General features: G+C 49.7%; 14 protein-coding genes. 7 read left to right on the forward strand and 7 right to left on the reverse strand.

The features are described from left to right. Positions 1-12: 12 nt before the first annotated feature. Positions 13-1,005: a type IV toxin-antitoxin system AbiEi family antitoxin gene (locus tag F5984_RS25560; protein WP_246169390.1), complete on the forward strand. Its 993-nt coding sequence runs from the start codon at positions 13-15 to the stop codon at positions 1,003-1,005. Further along, complete coding sequence (locus tag F5984_RS25565) at positions 998-1,837, forward strand: nucleotidyl transferase AbiEii/AbiGii toxin family protein (protein ID WP_152127103.1); 840 nt, start codon at positions 998-1,000, stop codon at positions 1,835-1,837. Before F5984_RS25560 ends, F5984_RS25565 begins: the two co-directional genes overlap by 8 nt. A gap of 86 nt (positions 1,838-1,923) precedes the next feature. Here the strand turns inward: F5984_RS25565 and F5984_RS25570 are convergent, their stop codons facing one another. The 7 genes from F5984_RS25570 to F5984_RS25600 all read right to left on the reverse strand — a co-directional run bounded on the left by F5984_RS25570 (position 1,924) and on the right by F5984_RS25600 (position 10,950). Further along, a complete protein-coding gene (locus tag F5984_RS25570; RefSeq protein WP_152127105.1) occupies positions 1,924-3,522 on the reverse strand; it encodes a DUF6035 family protein in 1,599 nt (532 codons plus the stop codon). Between the two features lie 12 nt (positions 3,523-3,534). Beyond that, positions 3,535-4,866, reverse strand: coding sequence for an ImmA/IrrE family metallo-endopeptidase (locus F5984_RS25575; RefSeq protein ID WP_152127107.1), 1,332 nt, complete (start codon positions 4,864-4,866; stop codon positions 3,535-3,537). A gap of 229 nt (positions 4,867-5,095) precedes the next feature. Next, the gene (locus F5984_RS25580) at positions 5,096-7,018 is read right to left on the reverse strand and encodes a type IV secretory system conjugative DNA transfer family protein (RefSeq protein WP_152127109.1); all 1,923 of its coding nucleotides are present in this window, start codon (positions 7,016-7,018) and stop codon (positions 5,096-5,098) included. Between the two features lie 74 nt (positions 7,019-7,092). Continuing rightward, positions 7,093-8,283, reverse strand: coding sequence for a DUF5712 family protein (locus F5984_RS25585; protein WP_152127111.1), 1,191 nt, complete (start codon positions 8,281-8,283; stop codon positions 7,093-7,095). A gap of 82 nt (positions 8,284-8,365) precedes the next feature. Next, entirely contained in the window at positions 8,366-8,902 is a 537-nt protein-coding gene (locus tag F5984_RS25590; protein ID WP_152127113.1) for a hypothetical protein, read from the reverse strand. A gap of 290 nt (positions 8,903-9,192) precedes the next feature. Further along, positions 9,193-9,636, reverse strand: a complete 444-nt coding sequence (locus tag F5984_RS25595) for a hypothetical protein (protein ID WP_027303347.1) — start codon at positions 9,634-9,636, stop codon at positions 9,193-9,195. A gap of 408 nt (positions 9,637-10,044) precedes the next feature. After that, complete coding sequence (locus F5984_RS25600) at positions 10,045-10,950, reverse strand: ArdC family protein (protein WP_152127115.1); 906 nt, start codon at positions 10,948-10,950, stop codon at positions 10,045-10,047. Positions 10,951-11,251: 301 nt separating this feature from the next. Between F5984_RS25600 and F5984_RS25605 the strand changes: the two genes are divergently transcribed. The 5 genes from F5984_RS25605 to F5984_RS25625 all read left to right on the forward strand — a co-directional run bounded on the left by F5984_RS25605 (position 11,252) and on the right by F5984_RS25625 (position 21,109). Beyond that, entirely contained in the window at positions 11,252-14,158 is a 2,907-nt protein-coding gene (locus F5984_RS25605) for an SNF2-related protein (RefSeq protein ID WP_152127117.1), read from the forward strand. Between the two features lie 100 nt (positions 14,159-14,258). After that, on the forward strand, positions 14,259-17,312 hold the full coding sequence (locus tag F5984_RS25610) for a site-specific DNA-methyltransferase (protein WP_152127119.1): 3,054 nt from the start codon (positions 14,259-14,261) through the stop codon (positions 17,310-17,312). A 23-nt stretch (positions 17,313-17,335) separates the two neighbouring features. Next, on the forward strand, positions 17,336-18,448 hold the full coding sequence (locus F5984_RS25615; protein ID WP_152127121.1) for an AAA family ATPase: 1,113 nt from the start codon (positions 17,336-17,338) through the stop codon (positions 18,446-18,448). Then, on the forward strand, positions 18,445-19,113 hold the full coding sequence (locus F5984_RS25620; RefSeq protein ID WP_152127123.1) for a DUF4276 family protein: 669 nt from the start codon (positions 18,445-18,447) through the stop codon (positions 19,111-19,113). The genes F5984_RS25615 and F5984_RS25620 overlap by 4 nt, the downstream gene beginning before the upstream one ends. A gap of 4 nt (positions 19,114-19,117) precedes the next feature. Beyond that, positions 19,118-21,109, forward strand: coding sequence for a DEAD/DEAH box helicase family protein (locus F5984_RS25625; RefSeq protein WP_246169392.1), 1,992 nt, complete (start codon positions 19,118-19,120; stop codon positions 21,107-21,109). Positions 21,110-21,170: the final 61 nt, after the last annotated feature.

Genomic DNA, 21,170 nt, shown 5'->3' on the forward strand with positions numbered 1-21,170 from the left:
CTCTTCAATATTTTGAACAAACTGGGACGTTTCGCCGATCAGGCAGTCGAAGGATTGCGTGATGCCACCGGCTTGAAAGTTTTGTGGGAAAACAAGGCTACTCCCGGACTTGATGGCTTTGTGGTTATCGATACCGGGAACAACACCATTCGCCTGCCTACTCAGATCAGGCAGCGGGCAATAGCTCATCATGTAGATGAATTAAGACAGTTGAGCAAACCCAACACGTTGCTGCTGGCCGAACATATACCTGATTCGCTTAAACAAACGCTGCGGCAAACCCAACAAAATTACCTCGACGGGGCTGGCAACTGTTACATACATGTCGGCAGTGTGCTGATTATTGTGCAGGGGCGCAAGCTGGCTCAGGCCCCGGTCGTTGCGAAACAGCCCTTCGGCAAAAGTGGTCTGCGAGTACTGTTTACCTTGCTTATACATCCTGACGGGATCAACCTAAGCGTTCGGGAACTGGCGGAACAGGCTGGCGTTTCGGTCGGCACAGCACAACACACCATCGACTACCTCAAGAAGTCGGGCTACGTCGTCTCGGTGGATGCTAAACGAAAGAAGCTAACTAAACTGGATAAGCTGCGGGACCAGTGGGTCGGTCGGTATGCTGAGGCCCTCAAACCGAGCCTTATTGTGGGTCGCTTTCGACTACCTAAAAATCTCTTCCCTGCCGACTGGCGACAGGTAGCGTTACAACCCGGTACGTATTGGAGTGGGGAGCCTGCTGCGGATGCCCTCACGAACGACCTGCGCCCGGCTACGTTGACGCTCTACACCGATCAGAGTAAGGCGGGTTTGCTCAACACGTATAAACTACTGCCCGACTCCGATGGGCCGGTGGAGGTTAACCGGCTGTTCTGGAAACCTCCTGTTGGCCAAGGTGACTGCTTTACCGTACCGCCCTTATTAGCCTACGCCGACTTGCTAGCTATTGACGACCCACGCACAACCGACATCGCCCGGCGCATTTATCAAGACCATGTAGTCAATGTATAGAATCACTTTTGAGCAACTTCGACAAGGCAACCTCGGCGAACTGTTTGCCGTGCTGGAAAGCGAGCTGGTTACACTGGGCGTCGATTTCTACCTGATTGGAGCCATTGCCCGCGACATCTGGCTAACGGCCCTACACGACATTGAGCCGGGCCGCGTCACCCGCGACCTCGACCTGGCTGTATTGCTGGCGAATGAAGAACAATACGGGCACCTGCGCGACCGCCTGATCGGTACGGGGCGGTTTATTGCCCGGCGCGACAACGCCTATACGCTCGTCTTCGAGGACGGGCGGCCTGTGGATTTGCTGCCGTTTGGAGCCTTGTCGATGGAGCAGTCAGTCAGTGTAGCGGGGCAGGGCCTGACGACTATTCGCGTGGATGGATTTCAGGAAGTGTACGAAGCAGGCACCGAATCTGTCGAAATAGACAATCAGCCGTTTCTGGTCTGTACGCTGGCCGGCATCGTGCTACTTAAATTCATTGCCTATGACGACCGACCCGAACACCGCTCGAAAGACATCCTTGACATCGGCGCAATTCTGCGGCATTATTTTGACATTACCGAAGACGACATCTACGAAAATCACAACGATCTATTCAGCGACGACGAGTTCGACATCACCCTAACGGCCGCGCGAGTGCTAGGTCGTCAGATGGCTCCCATCGTTGCCCTCTCCAATGCACTCCACCAACGTATCGACCAGATCATTGATCAGCAAATCAGTTTAGGTGAGCAAAGTCCCGTCGCTGAATTACTGGTTCGTGATAGTCGCTGGTCGGTCAGCTACGCGCTGAATCTGCTACGGCAGTTGCGGAGGGGGATGGGGGAGTAGTAGTGTAGAAAAGACTTTTCATCAAAATCCGTCTTTACGGTGAGTTGAGACGGATTTTGATTGACAAGAACGTATTGACAAAATCATCACTTTAAATCAAATAGCTCAGGAAACAGGATCTTAAAAACGTCGTCATAGCTGTGATCAGGCTGAATGTTTTTTTGCTTAAATGCAGCAATCTTCTTAGCCAGTTTACCACCTGAATGGGCATCCTGTTGAATTAAAGCTGTGTTGGGCCAGTGTTCAAGTGCCTGTAAGAACAAGTGCGAATACGTCTCTTTACCAGGGAAAACAGTATGAGCCACTTGTATCAATTTACTAAATTTTTGCCCAACCACGCAATTCAGTTTAATGGATAATAGAGCCAGAACAGGACCTTGTACCTTCTTCAGGCGATGAGCTTTTTGGGAGGTTTTCAATTTTGTCAAACAAGTTACCAAGCATAGGCAAGTCAGTAGATCATTCCGCTCCAGATGAGAGCGGTTTGCCCGTTCCTGCTCAAAGGCTAACCTTAAAAAGCTTTTGTCTAAGTCTGTTAGTTGATAGCCCTGCTCTTGCCCAAACAGGTCGAATAAATTCCGCTCAGTTTCATGTGAGAATACAGCAAATTCACGCAACAAAGGACTACGTCGTTCAGGATAAGCATCAATTTCATTGAGCGTTTGATGAACTGACAAGCGGGCAAGGGAAAACCCTTCTTCCAGCTGTTCTTCATAGGCTTGTTGGCGTTGCTCATACGTTTGTTGCCGTGCCGCTAAATCACGTTGTCGCTGCGTTTCCGTACGCTCTTCCTCGTCGATTTCTTGTTTGATAGCTTTTACCGCTCCCTCTACATCGAAGAAAAACACTTTGTAAGTAGCATTATCAAACGTCAGGTCATGTAGGTCAACCATCCGTTCCTTCCACCGATAGGCTACCTCTTGACCAATCCTATAAGGCTCCCTATACAGACATTTAAGAACAAGATCTTGCCGATGTTTGGATTCTCTGATAGCCTCTCCGTCGAAAACAAAAGCATTCTGATTATTACCATAAAAAACGTCTTTTTCAGTAAATCGCTGCTTGTCAAAGTCATCAGAGAAGGACTTGAAAAGCCAGATGATATATGTTTGATTTTGTTGGTAAAAGTGTTCACGATCTGCGATCACACTCAAGAAAGTTGTCGAAAGTTGAATCTCAAATACAACCGAATACGATTTGTAAACCGCGCTGACATCGGGTTTACGCCAAGTCATCATTCCCGAGGTATCTCGCTTAACGGATTCCATAGCCACCTTTGACACACCCTTCCCTGTAAGTCGGTTTTGTTCCAGCGAGGTTGCTACTAACTCTTTTGTACGGCGATGTAATTCGCTTTCTTTCTGTCCGTTGTATTTGACAGCCAGCACTTGGTGAGTTGTCAAGTGCTGGCTCGTTTTGATTGGACAATCCTCACTATCCCGTTGGTGGGCAAAGTGCATTCGCTTCAGCTTTGTTTCGTTTTCGGTTTTCCCTCGAATTTTAATAAGCTGATTGCAGTAATAGCACTTAAACTTAGGGTCGCACCGGTTACGGATGGCATCTTCTAATTGTCTGCGTACCTCGAAAATACCCACTTCATCTTGTTTGAAGAACGCACTGGCAAACACTTCTTCTCCTGTTTCGCAATCCAAGACTGAAGGTATAGTGAACTGAACATTTTTCATCTGTACGATAAATCACCAGGGTTCTTGTAGTAGATCAGGATAAATTTCCCGAATGAGTTGGCCTACTGATTTCAACCGAGAATTGATCTTTATCATATCCAGAGCATTAAGGCGATAAATAATGCTTGTCTTTGTCGTGAAATAAAATCTGGCCAGGTTAGCAATAATTGTATTGAAGGCGATTCGGTTATCCAACTGATCGTCCAGATAAATGGGCTTCCCAATTTGAAGCCCCTGCTTATATTGCTCTATACCCAGACGATATAAAATTGACTTACGTGGTAGCAATAGACTGGCTGCGAACTGATTCGCCTGCCATTCAAGCCACGTCCTTGGATTATTCAACTCATGGCGATTGATACTCAAATTATAAGCTGAGTCACTGAATGATTCGTATTCACGTTGGTTGAGGGCAATTCGGTTGTGTAAAAAGAAATGACCCAACTCGTGAGCAAGAAGAAAGGGAGCTCGATTGGTATTTTCCAAAGTCTTATCAACTTCAATGGTCTTAGTCAAAAACGAACAGTGACTAATAATTCTATGACCACGACAGTCGAATCCATCCATCGAATCGAACGAAATTGTTAGCTCATACACCTGCGAAAGAAATATCCCAAATTTTTCCCAATCAAGCCTTCGTTCTCCGTTGACTACATCGGGATTATAAGCCATTAGAATTGAAGATGTAAACTCATCAATTTCTTCAGCGGACAAAATTGGAACATCAATTTCCTGTCGCCTATACGAATTTGCAATTACTTGATAAACGAATATGCTTAATAATTCTTTGTCAATCTTTCGCTGGATTTTACGAAAGATCATTTGTTGAATAATAGGATCTTCGTTTTCAATTCCAGAGACGTTGTAAGAATACTCTTCTTCTATTTGCCGTTGGCGATTTGCTTTGTGTAAGATGATGTTGAGGGAAATTAAGTCGTTTACTATTATCAGCATCATACCAACGGATTTAGCGAAGGTAAAAGCCCCCTTCTGGAAGCCATTATTCGTAATAAAAATACCTTTCACATTAACGTGACCGACCTGACTGATTTTAGCATAAAACTCCTCGACATCGTCAACCGGGACTTTCTTGGCGTAATTTTTACATTCGATTAAATTAAGAATAGCATAGTTTTTTGACCCCTCAGGCCACACTTCTATAGCTATGTCAAAAATGATGTTTCTTTTTCGGAGCGATGAGTAATACCCTTTCTTTTTAAAGACCCGACAATTACCTGGTATTAACCCTAATTTGTAGTCATTGAGTGCCTTTTCGATTAAATGCGCGGATAAATTCTCAAATTCATCGCCCTTTTTTACCGTGTTTAAAGGCTTCTCATTCATGGATGGATGATTTCTGATACCGGTCTCAAATTTATAACCGCTTGCCACAATGTTTGACGATTTTTCCAAATAGGAATGATGACTTATTACGGCCCTGCGATTCTATCAGCTAAAAATAGTAAATTAGATACACACTTGTGAGCCTGAAAAAAGTAAACTGACTGTTCTATAATCTAGGCCAAGAAGCCTGATTGAAAACATCTACTCCATGTAGACACAATATTGTCTTTCAAGGAGTTTCAACAGTTCCGACAGCGGAAAGCAGCTTCTCAACCGCCGTATCCTCCAACCCCAAAATCGTCGCGCAATCGAGTACAATGCTGTCCATGTTGGTCTGTAAGTCGTGCTGTGTCGAGAACTTGGGCAGATTTTTGACCGGCTGCACCTCCGGTTCCAGAGCAATACGGCCCCAGAATCGGCCCTGCTTCGACTCGACGGTGAAGCCAATGAACTCACCTTTATCAAACTCGTGCAAGTCCTCCGGGTTGACGATAGGGCGTTCCTGCTTGCGGTAGGCAATGGTACGGCGGTTCCGCTGCGGCTGGTGCTTCGCGTCGAACAAACTACCGATGTCGAATGCCGGGCTATTATCACGGGTTTCCTCCGGGGTGATAACCTCATGCTTACCGATCAGTTGGCTTACGTACTTGGCCGTCTCTGCACTCGAAACGGCTCCGTAAAACTGATTACTCAACGTACCCAGAATCATCTGGCTTTCTTTCTCGCCGTAGTACTTACGTACCTGCGACAAGTCCTGGCACATATACACCGTCGCAATTTGCGAACTCCGACCCGTCGCCGGTATTTGCTCAAAATTGGGTATGTAGATCGTCGGGGCCTCGTCCAATAGCAGAATAGAATGGTGCTTGCCCTGCCGGTTCATCCGCTTTACGGCTACCGTTGTGTATAGCCCCAGCAGCGGCCGTAGAGCGTCGATCAGTTCGCGGTCACCACCCAGACAAAGGAAGATCGGATTTTCGGGGTTATTCAGGTCCATACTGAAACCTTCGTCGGTGGCCGACATCACCCAGAAGACCTCCGGCGTGGCCAGCTTGGCCAGTATGTTCTGTAACGTACCGATCACACCCGATAGCTGATCGGCAGACTTGTTGCCAATAGCTGTAATTACACTCATGACGTAACTCAAACATTCCGAGTCGCTGCCGATGAGGGTCATCAATTTGTCGTAGGGCATCTTCGTGATCAGCGTCACGACGTGAGGTAAGGTACACTGAGCCGGGTGGTGCTTGCGTAAGTACCAGATCAGGCCCGTCAGCACGGCCGTGCAGGAACGTGACCAGAAGTCCTGTTTCTCGATGATTTCTTCCTGAAGGTTCTTCAGCAAACCCAGCGCGTATTCCTCGGCGTAGGTGATGCTTAACAAGTTTTCCGGCGCAATAGGATTAAGCCGGTGCGTCCGGTTCATATCCTGAAAGTTCAGCACACAGAAGCGCGAGGTCGCATCAGGGTTTTGTTTCCGGTAGTGATAGGCGTACTTGGTCAGTTCAGGAAATTTTACGTCGTACAGGATGCCGCAATAGTCCTGCTCGATGGCCTGCCGGATAAATGGTTTAGCTAAAGACTCCGACTTGCCCGATCCGGGGCCACCCGTGATGAAAACGCCCCGGAATGGATTCTGCACTTTGATGTATCCTCCCGTAGTAGTGCGGAACTCAAATCCTTTTTTTGCGACACCCGCTTTCTTGTCTTCTACGATAGGGCGTTTGGGCTGCGGCCGTAAGAGCCAATGACCAACACCGATACCAAACAAGCTACTCAGTCCGGCTCCAACCGGCACCATGTAAGCGAATTGGTACGGAAAGCGATGCGCTACAGCCAATAAAAGCGCGCCCACCACGTACCCAGCCAGCACACTGAGTTGCACTTTCAACGGCGGACGTTTATCCCGGCGCAGTTCCGCCGGGCGGCCGCTGCCGAAGCTTTTGGTATCGTCGGGTAAGGCAAAACTCAGCGGTACCAGCGCGGCAAACAACAGTCGAAACAGCCAGCCCCCCTTTGAATAGAGATTGAACAATTTGACGTACCACCCGGCATCGCGCGGGGGAATGTGCAGCAACAGATAGTACTCACCTGCGGCCAATAACCCCACTACTGTAGCCAGTAGCAGTACAGCGTTACGATTTTGATTCATGATATGTAGGCCTTGCTGTTATTGCAGAATTTTACAATTGCAGCATAGCAACATTTTGACATTATGATATTGCACTATCGTCGGCGTTTTATGCGTCGCCGATAATCATCTTCCTGGCTACGGGCCTGATCGCCGGTTTCTGGTACACTTTCAAACCGAAGCGCTTTCAGCAACGGGCTTAAGTCAACCCGGCCCGGTTTGTCATTTGTGCTTGCCTTGTTCACAGCTTTATCGTGCGTTGTCCTGACTTCGGGTCGGGTAACATTCTTATCAACTTCCTCTACCTTTTCTATAGCAGGTATGTTTCCTGCTGGTAGTACCGGGCGGGTGGATTCGTCAATTCGATTTGGTCGTCCTTGACCGGGTGCTTCGTAGGTACGTAGTTCCTGCTCCCCTCCTACCCTGCTCTTGTTTATCTTTTGCTTCGGTTCAACGGTCTCCTGTAATCGCTCGTAGGCTTGATTGGCTGTGAATACCTTCCCCTGTCTGACTTCCCGTTCTACCTGCCCCATGCTCTTCCAGAAATCGGCTGAGTAGGCATGGTGCTGACCTACGAGTTGTATCCGTTCCCGGTCGAGGGAAAGCCCTGCCCGGTCAATTCGGGCGATTTGCTTATAGAGCCGTTCCCAGTGCTGCTGTTCGCTGATTTTAGTTTTGTAATCATACGTCCGCTCAAAATCATGTTGGTTTTTGGCAAGCCAGGTCTTGTAATTGAAGCGGCTGCTTCCTGCGTCGGGGTGCAACGACCGGCTCATACTGCGGTCACGCGCCGACACGATAACATGCACGTGAGTTTGTTCGCCCTCCTTTCGCTGTCGGGGTTGTGCCTCTCCCGTCTGTACCGCATCGTCGAGGCCGGAATAGTGGCGGCTCCTGTGAATGGTTGCGTACCATACCAAGTTGTCACTCGTCAATGGCTTGTGTCGTTTTCCGCCAAAGTTGACGGCATAGTTTTCCATCACTTGCCGCGTGTACTCGATTAGATTGTTCGGGTCATCGTTCAGATGTCGTAACTCATCTTGACTTGGCGCGATGACAAGCGAGTGAAAGTGTGGTTTGCCTTTTTGCAACCCGACGACGTTTTCGTCAATACGTTGCTGCACCTCTTCTCGGCCGATACCTTCCCGACCTTGGTCGAAGAAAATAGCCCGATCAGTTTGCCCGGTTTCACGAGCTTCATGTTCGAGGTACGTAACCAGAAAGCCCGACGAACCCACGTTGGAATAGATACCACCCTTACTGGCGGGTAGAATACGAACAATCATTTATATAAGCTTACAAAATTTCCACATACTACTATTGCAAAATTTCAGTATTTCTATATTTTACAATAACAATATCTCAACCTTACTCGTATTTCTCCATAAGCTCATCATAGCGAGCTTTGTAGCGTTGGCCTGCCCACTCCTGAATTTCAGCAAGCGCGTCAGGGTTGTCACGGTATTGGTGAAATAGCAAATTCAGGACGAGGTCGCTGGTCAGGTAAGAAAACAGACTCATCTCTTTAATAAATTGAAGATCAGCCGTTGACTCCGCTGATCCACTGGGACCAAAAGTATCCTGCTGTTCTAAGCGTGCATCAACCCGCTGAAGGTGCTGCTTCACGGGTTCCATGTACCACTTTTCGTGGCTTTGCAGGTAGGTGATAATCCGGTCGGTAGTCCGCACAACGGTTTCCTTCAACGGGTTATTGTCTTCGTCGCGGGAGGGGTCGTAACCAAGCTCAATGTAATGGTCAATGGCTTTACTAAGGAACTCACCGAGGGTCACTTTAGATGGTTTTGATGCGCCTTTCTTTCGGGCAAGCCGTTGGTTGATTTTCTTCACTTGTTCACGAGCACGTTGGGCTACGTCCGCATCAATTTTCACTGTCTCACGCTCCATCTCAAAATCAAATACTTACACAATGAAGTGTACAGATTACAAATCAGAACGTCCTGATTTGCAACATATTGAAAATATGCTGTACACTTTCAAGTACATATTTACATCGCAATTATCTCTAATTCAGCGAGTTGTTATGTCCTATCTTGCTATCGCCAAATCAGGGCACATTACTATCGCCAAATCAGGGCACATTACAACTGTTTCTACCGAATAAATAGACTAACAAAATTAAACTAAAAACGTAGATAGAAAAAGTGAGTAAACAGGATAGGTCTGATATCAGTCGGTCAGGGTATGCAGTAGGCTAACGACTCCATATAGAGTCCTACAGTTTCCAAATCTTCGACCTTCCATGAATCAGGATGGTCACGTCGGCGGGCCAATTCCCGATAATGTTGCAGCCCCAGAATACGCCGGTATTGGGCTAACGAAATAGGTGACTCGCGCAGACAGTTGAATATATTGTCCCGAACTTCAATAAATGTTTTATACTGAGCTATTTCTTCCGGGGTGCCATACCGCTCCAGTATCTTTTGCACATCGTTATAGGTAAATCGTAATTCACCCCGCCGTTTCGTATAATAGTTTGTCAGGCTGATTCCCAGAAAAGCGGCTACTTCCGGATGGTTCAAATCCTGCTGTAGGTACGTATCTACGCAGGTCAGCAAGTGTTTATACGAGTTGACAAAGTCGATCAGTTTACGCTTGGCAGGTGGCGCATCCGTTGGCATTAGGAGTAAAGTAAAAGGTAACGGTGCTGCAAAGAAGGCCCAATGTTGCGTAAAAACCGTGTTAAACTTCGTTTATAGGCATTTTTTAGAGATTAACGGTACATAATCTATTATATAAGATGACATCAGTAATTATAGCATACCACAAGATTACAATACCAATCTTGCGATATGCTATAATTTTAACAGTTATCAGTCTCTTCAGCTATTCAAATCATTTTTTCAAATTCATTAGGTGGTACATGCGTCCAGTAGGGCGACCGAAATCAACCCAGTTTATCCGACCCATTTCTGTCGATGCACCACACCGGCCTTTAGTTTTGTGGGCTGGCGTGGGTGTATTGTTCCATCATGATAAAGAAACAGCCCCTACTGCCTACAAAAGGCAGACAGTAGAGGGTAGAGGTATTATTCAGGAATGTTTTCCGACTCGTAAGTGATGAGAAGGTTCTGAATAAAATGTGCTGCCTTCTGCGCCTTCTGAGCAGCCTCAAAGAAGAATCGCTTATCACTCCGCAGCTTGCTCAGCCATCCGTTTATGTATGCTGCGCTATTGTCGAGAGTAAGAGCACTGATACCGGTTACACCACAGAGATACGCGGCTCCCATTTCGGCGGTTAGTTCCTCCTTGCTATACGTTTGTGAGCCAAAAGGAGCCATTTCGCAAAGTTCGGCACGGTTCAATCGGCTGCTATGCCCGGTAGCGTGTACAAGTTCATGGAACAGAACACTGTAATAGTCCTCTGCCTTTTTGAAGTTTTGCGCTGGCGCCATGTTCACAACGTCTAACGACGGTGCGTAGTAGCAGCGTGAAGGGTCATTGTGAACGAGCCGGGGGCGGTTGGGCATCTGCTCAACGACACGTTGACAGGCTTCGATAACGACCGGCTCAGGCTGCTGCTTAGGCTCTCTGATTTCGACAGGTAATGTAGTGTCCTCAATGTTAAAAACCCGGTAATAGCGCAGCACTAATTTGTCCTCCTCTCCACCCATATCGTTTTTAACTTTGATCGGCTTCCAAAATACGATAGGTAAACTGGCTGCTCCCTGCTTCACCATACCGCCCTTCTCCTTAACCTGATTGAATGTTAAAAACATAGGGGTTCTGTAAGGCGTAAGAGCGAGCAAAAAGGCGTTAACTCCTGTATAAGGCCGCTTGGTTGCATAGTTGTGTGGCACACTGTATTCCATCCCCTCGACAATGGCTACTTTCCACGGCTTGCGCCAGGGCAAGACGCCCTTTTCGAGTTGTTTAATAACCTGCTCGTTGATGAACTCGTACACATCAAATTTTGCGTCGGCTTTCGCACTCATAGTATAGCTGTTTATCAAGTGATTACTTTACGAATTTAATCAGTATTTTGATATTATACAATATCAAAATACTGATATTACAATATAGATCAACTTTTTCTTCCCTTCAATTCGATAAAAACAAGCATCCGTGCGGGGCCTTTTCGGCCTGGCGCGACCGCTTTCTTGTCGCGGCCCCGCAGGGGTGGCGACCTAACCAGCAATAAAAAACCACTGCTGGAATAAGTAAGCGATCGTGAATTCTGGTGTAGTTTTATCTTTAAAAAAATAGTACATCTGTAGCCTTTGTCTGCACTCATCAATGTCCATTACACCACACTTAGCCCGTTATTTAGCGTTCGACCTTACCAAGCATAATTCATCTGATGAGATCGACAAACTAGCGGCAACCCTAGCCGATGCCCGGGTCGATCTGAATCCACATCAGGTTGAAGCCGCGCTCTTTGCCTTTCGGTCTCCGCTGTCAAAAGGGGCGATTCTGGCCGACGAGGTAGGACTGGGTAAAACCATCGAAGCGGGTTTGGTGATTGCTCAGAAATGGGCCGAACGCAAACGCCAGATCATCATTGTTGTGCCGGCGAATCTGCGTAAGCAGTGGAGTCAGGAACTGATGGACAAGTTTTACCTGCCTTCCATCATTTTGGAAACAAAGTCATTTAACGAAGCCGTCAAAGCCCGGCGATTCAATCCCTTCGATCAGGATACCATCGTTATTTGCTCCTACCAGTTTGCCCGTAGCAAGTCCGCCTACCTGGAAAGCATCAACTGGGATCTGGCTGTTATTGACGAAGCCCACCGGCTGCGGAACGTCTATAAGTCAGGCAATAAAATCGGTAAGGCTATTAAGGAAGCCTTGAACGACATTCCAAAAGTGCTACTGACGGCCACACCCCTGCAAAACTCGCTGATGGAATTGTTCGGGCTCGTTAGTATCATTGACGATTACACGTTTGGCGACGTAAAGAGTTTTCGAGAACAGTACGGCAAGGTTCGCGACGACACCGACCCGGCTGTATTCAATGAACTGAAACAACGACTGCAACCCATCTGCAAACGGACGCTGCGTCGGCAGGTACTTGAATACATCAACTACACCGAGCGCCGAGCGCTGGTAGAAGAGTTTTATCCGACTGACGCTGAACAAAGATTATACGACGCGGTAACGGGCTATTTGCAGCGGCCCATGCTCTACGCCCTGCCACCGAGTCAGCGGCAACTGATGACGTTGATTCTGCGCAAGCTGCTGGCGTCGTCGAGCTTTGCCATTTCGGGTACACTCGGCGGGTTGGCCGACCGGCTGGAGCAGCGCCTGAAAGCGGATGCCGAACTGCCGGAATTGGCGGTGGCTGAAGACTACGAACCCTATCACGAAACCAAAGAAGAGTGGGACGACGAAGACCCGGAACCGCAGGAACCCCTTACCCCGGCCCAACGCGAAGAAGTACAGGCCGAACTAACCGCGTTACGAGCGTTTGAAGCCCTGGCTAAATCCATTGAAGCCAACTCAAAAGGGGAAAAGCTGATACTCGCTCTCGAAAAAGGGTTTGAGGAAGCCACCCGGCGGGAAACCAACGGCACCACGGCACCGCGTAAGGCCATCATCTTTACCGAAAGCACCCGCACCCAGCTTTATCTCAAAACCCTGCTCGAAAGCCGGGGCTATGCCGGCACACCCGACGCCCCCACTGTCATTATGTTTAACGGCTCCAATGCCGATGCCCAGTCACAGCGGATTTACCGGAACTGGCTGAAACGACACGAAGGGACGGACGGGATTACCGGCTCGAAAACGGCCGATATGCGGGCCGCGCTCGTGGACTGTTTCCGCGAGCAAGCAACCATCATGATTGCGACTGAAGCTGCGGCTGAGGGCATCAACCTTCAGTTCTGTTCATTAGTCGTCAACTACGATATGCCCTGGAACCCACAGCGCATCGAGCAGCGGATTGGCCGGTGCCACCGCTACGGACAGAAGCACGATGTAGTTGTCGTTAACTTCCTTAACAAAGCCAACGCGGCCGACGTGCGGATCTATGAACTGCTCGATCAGAAGTTCAAACTGTTCAGCGGGGTATTTGGTGCGTCGGACGAGGTGCTGGGTAGTATTGAGAGCGGTATTGATTTCGAGAAGCGCATTGCTCAAATCTACCAGGAGTGCCGGACACCCGAACAGATTCAGACATCGTTCGATGCCCTTCAGCGGGAACTTGACGATCAGATAAGAACCGAACTGCAACAGACCAAACACAAACTGCTGGAAAACTTTGATCAGGAGGTAACCGAAAAGCTCCGCATGAGCTTGCTCGACAGCAAAGCCCGGCTGAATCGCTACGAGAATAACCTGTATGACCTGACCCGGTACGTACTGCGCGACCATGCTGACTTTGACCCCGATACCTGTTCGTTTACCTTACGGCGTCGGCCTATTGGCCATACCGACGAACCGCTGGGCGGCACCCCGCTGGGCCGCTACCAGCTTGGTAAGAACGTGACGGACGCGCACGTGTACCGAACAGGCCATCCGCTGACGCAGTGGGTGTTGCAGCAGGGCCGCCAAACCAACGCGCCTACGCAGCACCTGACCTTCAACTATTCGCAAACATCCGTCAAGATTAGTGCGCTTGAACCGCTGCTGGGACAATCGGGCTGGCTGGCGGCTACCGTGCTGACGTTTGACTCGTTCGAGACGCAGGAAAACATCTTGCTGACGGCCTTTGCCGAAGAGGGTCAGGTGCTCGATGCCGACCTGTGCGCCCGGCTGCTGACCTTGCCAGCCACGGCCCTACCCACCGTGGTGCCCGACGAAGCGGCTGAAACACTGGCCGATCTGGAAACGAGCAGCCAACGGGAGTGGGTGGAGCGGTGCGAAGCCAAAAACGCAGGCTGGCTGCTACAGGAAACGCAGAAACTGAACAAATGGGCCGACGACCGCATCCGCTCCGCCGAGCAGGATATCCGCGACGTGAAAGCCCGCATTGGGGACCTGAACCGCCTGAGCCGCAAAACCACCAACCCAGCCGAGCAACTGGCCATCCAGAAAGAACTAAACCAACTGACAGGCACCCAGAAGAAATTGCGGCAGCAGATTTTTAGCGTTGAAGACGAGATTGAGCAGCAGCGCGACGCCCTGATTAGCCAGATTGAATACCGGATGAAAAATCAGCTTACCAGCACCCGACTCTTTACGGTCCGCTGGACGCTTTGTTAATCTTTTTTTAGCACTTTTGCCGATTTGTTACGCATCGCCGGCCCGGCGAAACGTCGGCCCGACGCTTCGGCAGTTGTGACTGTCAGCTATCATTTGAACAATGACTACCAATTACGATAAACTAATTGCTGTTCTGAAGGAAGTATTCATGCTCGATAAGGCCGAACTCGACTTTGGCATCTATCGGATCATGAACCAGAAACGCGCCGATATTACGCAGTTTCTTCAGCAGGACTTAGTACCCCAGGTAAAAACGATTCTGGCCCAAAACGGCTCCGGCGACCGCAAGGCCCTCGAAAAAGGACTTGACGATGCTGTGAAGCAGGCGCAGGCACTCGGCATGGAGCCGGACGCGGTGCCGAAAGTGAAGGAACTACGGGCGCAACTGGCCGATATTCCCGACCTGACGGCGCTGGAAAACGACGTGTTTTCGGGACTGGCCCAATTCTTCAAACGGTACTTCGACAACGGCGATTTCATTTCCATGCGCCGGTACAAGCGCGATGTGTACGCCATTCCCTACGAGGGCGAGGAAGTGAAGCTGCATTGGGCCAACGCCGATCAGTACTACATCAAAACCGCCGAGTACCTGAAACACTACCGGTTTCGGCTCGACGACACCCACCACGTATCGTTCGACCTGCTGGAGGCCAGTACCGAGCAGAACAACAACAAGGCTCAGGGCGACAAAGAACGCCGGTTTGCCCTCTGCCACGACCGGCCACTCGAAGTAATCGGCGATACGCTGCACATCTATTTTACCTACGAACCGACCGACAAGAAACGCAAACAAGACGAGCTGCTGACCGAAGCCGCCGACCAACTGAAGCCGCTGATTCCGGCCGATTTTCTTTCCTTACTGGCCCTTAGCCCAACCGAAAAGAACAAGAACCGGACCCTGCTAGAGAAGCACCTGCGCGACTATACGGCCCGCAATACCTTCGACTACTTCATCCACAAAGACCTCGGCGGTTTTCTGCGCCGGGAACTGGACTTCTACATCAAAAACGAGGTGTTGTTTCTGGACGACCTCGACACCGTGGACGACCGGCAGGTGTTAGCGCAGTTGGCCAAGGTGCGGGCCTTGCGGCAGATTGGCGAGAAGATCATTCAGTTTCTGGCCCAGTTAGAAGACTTTCAGAAGCGGCTGTGGCTGAAAAAGAAGCTGGTAGTAGACAGTCAATACTGCATCACGCTCGACCGAGTACCTGAATCGTTCTATGACGAAATAGCGCAGAACGAAGCGCAGGCCGACGAGTGGGTACGTTTGTTTGCCATTGATGAACTACCTCCAGATGTTGTGGTTGGTGTGGGTTACAGTCGTCCTCTAACTATAGACTTTCTAAAACAGCATCAATATCTTGTACTTGATACGGGCTTCTTTACGGAGGAGTTCAAGTCAAAACTCATTGTAGAAATAACCGATTTTGAAAAACATATAGATGGGTTGATTATAAATTCTGAAAACTTTCAAGCATTACGTTTCCTACAGGAGCGCTATTACGAACAGATAAGATGCGTATATGTTGATCCACCATATAATGCTGCAGCGAGCGAAATAATGTACAAAAACGAGTTTAAACATTCGTCGTGGTTGTCAATGATTGTCGACAGAGTGGAACAGTCTAAGCACTTGATGAGTGAGCAAGCAATTTTTTGTATAACAATTGATGATTACGAGTATCATCGGCTTCAGTACATGTTGGGAGAAGTGTTTGGGGAAGAAAATTACTTGGCAACTGCTCTCATTAGAAATAATCCTTCGGGGCGCTCCACTGTAAAGGGGTTTGCTGTGAATCATGAGTATGCAGCTTTTTTCGCAAAATCAGATAAGTTAACTGAAGTCGGTCGCTTACCACACTCAGAACAGCAGATAGAGCGGTATGATGAAGTGGACCAGAACGGTGTCCCGTTTGAATGGGAGAACTTCAGAAAAAGTAGCGCTGATTCAAATAGATATGATCGGCCTAAACAGTTCTTTCCAATTTATTTCAATAAGAACACAGAAGCTATTCGGGTTCCTGATATGCGCTGGTCAGACTTGCAAAATTCATGGGTCATTAATGAACAGGTTACAGAGTCAGAGATACCAATTTATCCAATTAATAGTTCTGGTAATCAGAAAGTTTGGCAGTATGGAGTTGATAGAGTACGTGCTGATCTAACAGAATTCAAAGTTAAATTGCAGGGTGATTCGTATGAAGTTTATAAAAAGAAACGTATAAATTTAAGTGGCATACTGCCTCGAACATGGTGGGATAACCCGCTTTATTCAGCACGTGATAACGGAACTGCAGCTATAACAGATATTTTTGGCGATAAGCAGGCGTTTAGTTTCCCAAAATCGGTTCATGCCGTAAGTGATTCGTTGAAAGTTTCTGGGGTTGGTAAAGAATCAATAATCCTTGACTATTTCGCCGGTTCGGGTACAACAGGGCACGCGGTTATCAACTTAAACCGCGAAGATGAGGGCAAGCGTAAATATATTCTGGTCGAGATGGGCGAGTATTTCGATACCGTCACGAAGCCGCGTATCCAGAAAGTCATTTACTCGAAAGACTGGCGCGACGGCAAGCCTCTTGGCAGGCAGGGCATCAGCCACTGCTTCAAATACCTGCGGCTCGAAAGCTACGAAGACACGCTCAACAACCTTAGCCTGGCCCGCACTGCTCAACAGGAACTGGCACTCGGTGGTTCGGCCCAGTTCCGCGAAGGGTATTTGCTCCGCTATATGCTCGATGTGGAAAGCCGGTCGTCGCTGTTTGATGTGGCTCGCTTCCGAAACCCCTTCGCCTGCTACATCGACGTAACTCGGCAGAACGAACGTACCCCCACCCGCGTCGATCTGGTCGAAACCTTCAACTACCTCATCGGCTTAGTCGTCGAGGGCCAGTATACCAGCGGGCCACACATCCGCGTTGTTACGGGGCAAACGCTCGGCGGAGTAAAGACGCTGATCATCTGGCGCAACCAGGACGAGGTCGATAATGCGGCCCTGAACGAATGGCTGCAAAAAAGCGGCTATAACCCACGCGACCGCGAGTTCGACCGCATCTACGTCAACGGCGACAACCACCTGGAGAATCTCCGGCGCGACGACGAGACATGGAAGGTTACACTCATTGAGGAGGAATTCAGCAAACGAATGGGGTAGGGTAAGAAAACGTAACTTTGAGTATGGACAAGCAGCACCTTTTAAGATCGATCGAAGTTAGCGGGTTCCGATCAATCAGGGATCTCAAACTATCTGTCAGCAGCTTAAATGTTCTGATTGGACAAAATGGCGCGGGCAAGTCGAACTTCATCGAGTTATTCCGATTTTTAAATGAGATTATCAATCAACGTTTGCAGGTTTACACAGGTGTAAAAAACGGGGCAGAGAAATTGTTGCACTACGGAAGTAAGGAAACCAAAGAAATTAAGATTAATCTTCACTTCCCCCCCAATCATTATTACATCACGCTAATCCCGGCAGGGGAGGATAGATTACTCATCGAAGATGAGAAGGCGTTTTACGATACCAGTTGGTATGCTAATGCATACTCCTACAAAACAATTACCTCAGGTAGCTCTGAATCAAAACTTCAGCAATACGCTAAAGCAAATCAGGGTATTAGTCAATACGTCGTCAACGTGCTTAGTTCCTGGCGTGTTTATCACTTCCACGATACCAGCGCCGAGGCCCCGGTCAAGAAGCTCGCCGACCTCAATGACGTAACGTACCTGCGGCCCGATGCCGGCAACCTGGCGGCCTTCCTGTACTATTTGCAACAAAAGTCGCCCCTGCATTACGACCGCATCGTCAGCACGATTCAGTTGGTGCTGCCGTTTTTCAAGGATTTTGCGCTGCGTCCCAATCCGTACAACGAACAGAAAATTCTGCTAGAGTGGCAGGATACCGGTTCAGATATGCGCTTCAACGCGGGCGATCTGTCCGACGGATCGTTGCGGTTCATCTGTCTGGCCACGTTGCTGCTGCAACCCAATCTACCCAGCCTGATCCTGCTCGACGAACCCGAACTGGGTCTGCACCCCACGGCCCTGGCCTTGCTGGCCGGGCTACTCAAAAAAGCCGCATCGCGTACTCAGGTCATCGTCTCCACGCAAAGCGTCAACCTGGTCAACGCCTTCTCGCCCGACGACATCATCGTCGTGGACCGCGAAAACGCGGACGGCCGCCCCGGAAGTTCCACGTTCCGCCGGCTACAGACCGAGGAACTGGCCACCTGGCTCACCGAGTACAGCCTGGGCGACTTGTGGGAGAAAAACGTAATCGGCGGAACCCCATGATTCGATTGAACATCACCGCCGAGGGCCATGCCGAAGAACAGTTTGTCAATCAGTTGCTGCGTCCCCATTTGCTTCCGCTGGGCATCTACGCCGACGTACGCCGACTGCGAACCAGCAAAGGGCACCGGGGAGGCTACACCAGTTTTGGCAAAGCCGAGTTCGACATCCGACAGTGGCTTCGCGAAGATCCCACCGCCTGGCACACCACGCTGATTGACCTGTATGGCTTAGATAGCGGGTTTCCAGCCTATGAGGAGGCCCGGTTGCTGCGGCCGTATGCGCGTGTCACCCTGCTCGAACAGGCCTTTGGTGAACGTATTGATCACCACCGGTTCATTCCGTATCTGCAACTGCACGAGTTTGAAGCCCTGCTGTTCGCCGATCCGGCCCATACCGAAAGCTGGCTTCAGCTCGACCATCCTAAACTGGTAGCCGGTAGTTTAACCGCAATACGGCAAGGGTATCAAACCCCCGAAGAGATTAACGATAGCCCGTTAACGGCTCCGTCGAAGCGCATTTTGTCGCTCTGTCCCGGTTACGATAAAGTGGCCGACGGAATCTTAATTCTTAAAGAAATCACCCTGCCCGTTCTCCGACGCGAATGTCCTCATTTCAATGAGTGGCTGACGCGGCTGGAAGGGTTGGCTCAACCCCGTACTGACTAACAGAATGCCCCGCCTTTCGCAAGCTCTGCTGCTCAACCAATACATCCTGCACCAATTCGGTGTCAAAGACCTACAAGCCCTGTCCGAGAACCTGCGCGACGCAGCCTACGAGGGCTACGACGAAAACCACGTCAGCCATTTTCACCGGCAGTTGGTGCAACGCTTCTACGCCAACACAAACCTGCCCGAATCGCTGCTGTTCGAGTACGATCAGAACATTGTCTCGCACACCCTGCGTATCAGCCAGTCGCGTCCTCATCCGGTGCGCTGGAAGTATTTTCAGTACGTGGCCCTGCTGTTCACCGAAATCTTTCTGGACCGATACTTCCGCGATGCCGACGCGCTCCTGACCGACATCAACCGGTTTTGGGAAGAACGATTCGACCGCTCTACAGGCGTTAATAAATACACCGACGTATCCGAACTAACCAAACTGGCTTTCTGGAATGCCACCGGGTCGGGCAAAACCCTGCTGATGCACGTCAATATTCTGCAATATCAGTACTATTTGAAAAAGCATGGCAGAGAGAAAAGCTTGAACCGGATTATCGTGCTAACCCCAAACGACGGGCTATCACGGCAGCACCTGGCTGAGTTTGGGCAGTCGGGGCTTGATGCCGAACTGTTTTCCAAAACGGGTGGTGCGCTGTACGTCGGGCAAAAGATTGAAATCATCGACATCAGCAAGTTTCGCGAAACGGGTGGCGAAAAGACGGTGGCCATTGAAGCGTTTGAGGGCAACAACCTGGTCTTGATTGACGAAGGCCACCGGGGCAGTGGGGGTGAAGTCTGGAAAGACTACCGAAACCGCCTGAGCGCCGAAGGCTTTTCCTTTGAGTACTCGGCCACCTTTGGGCAGGCCGTTAATGCCCAGACGGGCAAAAAACAGCGTGACCTGCTGAACGAATACGGCCGCAGCATCTTGTTCGATTACTCGTACCGGTATTTTTACGCCGACGGATACGGCAAAGATTACCACATTCTGAACTTAGCGGAAGGCCGCCCCGCCAATACCCAGTCCAACGACTTCACAACGCGCTACCTGACCGCCTGCCTGCTCACGTTCTTTGAGCAGTTGCTGCTCTACCGCAATGACCGGGCCGGTGCCACCGCCTTCGGCATCGAAAAGCCCTTAGCTATTTTTGTGGGCAGTAAAGTAACGGCGGTTCGTACCGACGGCGGCAGGAAGGTATCAGATGTGGTGGAGGTGCTGCTATTCCTGGCCGATTTTGTGAAGCATGGCGACCGTAGCCGACGCGATATTGACCTGCTACTGGTCGGGCAGGATGGCCTGATCGACAAGGCAGGCCGGTCTATCTTCAGTAACAGTTTCCGTTACCTTCGCCAGCAGGGGTTCAGTAGTGACCAATTGTTTACGCAATTGCTGACCGACGTGTTCAACAGTTCGTCGGCCAACGCCCTGCTGCACATAGATAACCTGAAAGGGCAGGACGGTGAAATTGGCCTGCGGCTGGGCAATGCCGATTACTTCGGCGTTATCAACGTCGGCGACGATACGGCCCTGCTCAAACTCTGCGAAGAGGTCGGCTTGCTGACCGACGAAAAGGAGTTTTCGGCCTCACTGTTTCGGTCCATCAACGCGCCTGGTTCGCCGGTCAATCTGCTAATCGGCTCCAAGAAGTTCTCGGAGGGCTGGAGTAGCTGGCGGGTCAGCACAATGGGCTTGCTGAACATTGGACGGGGTGAAGGCTCCGAAATCATTCAGTTGTTTGGCCGGGGGGTACGCTTAAAGGGATATGGGTTTTCACTCAAACGAAGCACCCAACTTGACGCCAGTATCCGGCCGGCATCTATTGCTGACCACTTGACCCGGCTGGAAACCCTAAACATCTTCGGCATACGAGCCGACTACATGGATCGTTTCAAGGAGTACCTGGAAGGGGAGGGACTAAAAAACGGCGATGAGGAGGAGGTTTTTCTTACAAATGTCCGGAAAACGGCGTTAGTAAACTACGCTTTTAGTTTTGAGGCATAATTTATACACTGTTCTATACGAAATTTCCAGTTGCCTTGAAATAGGGTTCTTCTGGTCCGCC

This window comes from Rudanella paleaurantiibacter (assembly GCF_009184635.1).
Lineage (GTDB): Bacteria > Bacteroidota > Bacteroidia > Cytophagales > Spirosomataceae > Rudanella > Rudanella paleaurantiibacter.

Bases quoted from the DNA above. Each gene is read 5' to 3' on its own strand.
- F5984_RS25590 (WP_152127113.1), bottom strand. From the start codon at position 8,902: ATGGAGCGTGAGACAGTGAAAATTGATGCGGACGTAGCCCAACGTGCT.
- F5984_RS25620 (WP_152127123.1), top strand. From the start codon at position 18,445: ATGATTCGATTGAACATCACCGCCGAGGGCCATGCCGAAGAACAGTTT.
- F5984_RS25615 (WP_152127121.1), top strand. From the start codon at position 17,336: ATGGACAAGCAGCACCTTTTAAGATCGATCGAAGTTAGCGGGTTCCGA.
- F5984_RS25595 (WP_027303347.1), bottom strand. From the start codon at position 9,636: ATGCCAACGGATGCGCCACCTGCCAAGCGTAAACTGATCGACTTTGTC.
- F5984_RS25610 (WP_152127119.1), top strand. From the start codon at position 14,259: ATGACTACCAATTACGATAAACTAATTGCTGTTCTGAAGGAAGTATTC.
- F5984_RS25600 (WP_152127115.1), bottom strand. From the start codon at position 10,950: ATGAGTGCGAAAGCCGACGCAAAATTTGATGTGTACGAGTTCATCAAC.
- F5984_RS25605 (WP_152127117.1), top strand. From the start codon at position 11,252: ATGTCCATTACACCACACTTAGCCCGTTATTTAGCGTTCGACCTTACC.
- F5984_RS25570 (WP_152127105.1), bottom strand. From the start codon at position 3,522: ATGAAAAATGTTCAGTTCACTATACCTTCAGTCTTGGATTGCGAAACA.
- F5984_RS25585 (WP_152127111.1), bottom strand. From the start codon at position 8,283: ATGATTGTTCGTATTCTACCCGCCAGTAAGGGTGGTATCTATTCCAAC.
- F5984_RS25625 (WP_246169392.1), top strand. From the start codon at position 19,118: ATGCCCCGCCTTTCGCAAGCTCTGCTGCTCAACCAATACATCCTGCAC.
- F5984_RS25580 (WP_152127109.1), bottom strand. From the start codon at position 7,018: ATGAATCAAAATCGTAACGCTGTACTGCTACTGGCTACAGTAGTGGGG.
- F5984_RS25565 (WP_152127103.1), top strand. From the start codon at position 998: ATGTATAGAATCACTTTTGAGCAACTTCGACAAGGCAACCTCGGCGAA.
- F5984_RS25575 (WP_152127107.1), bottom strand. From the start codon at position 4,866: ATGAATGAGAAGCCTTTAAACACGGTAAAAAAGGGCGATGAATTTGAG.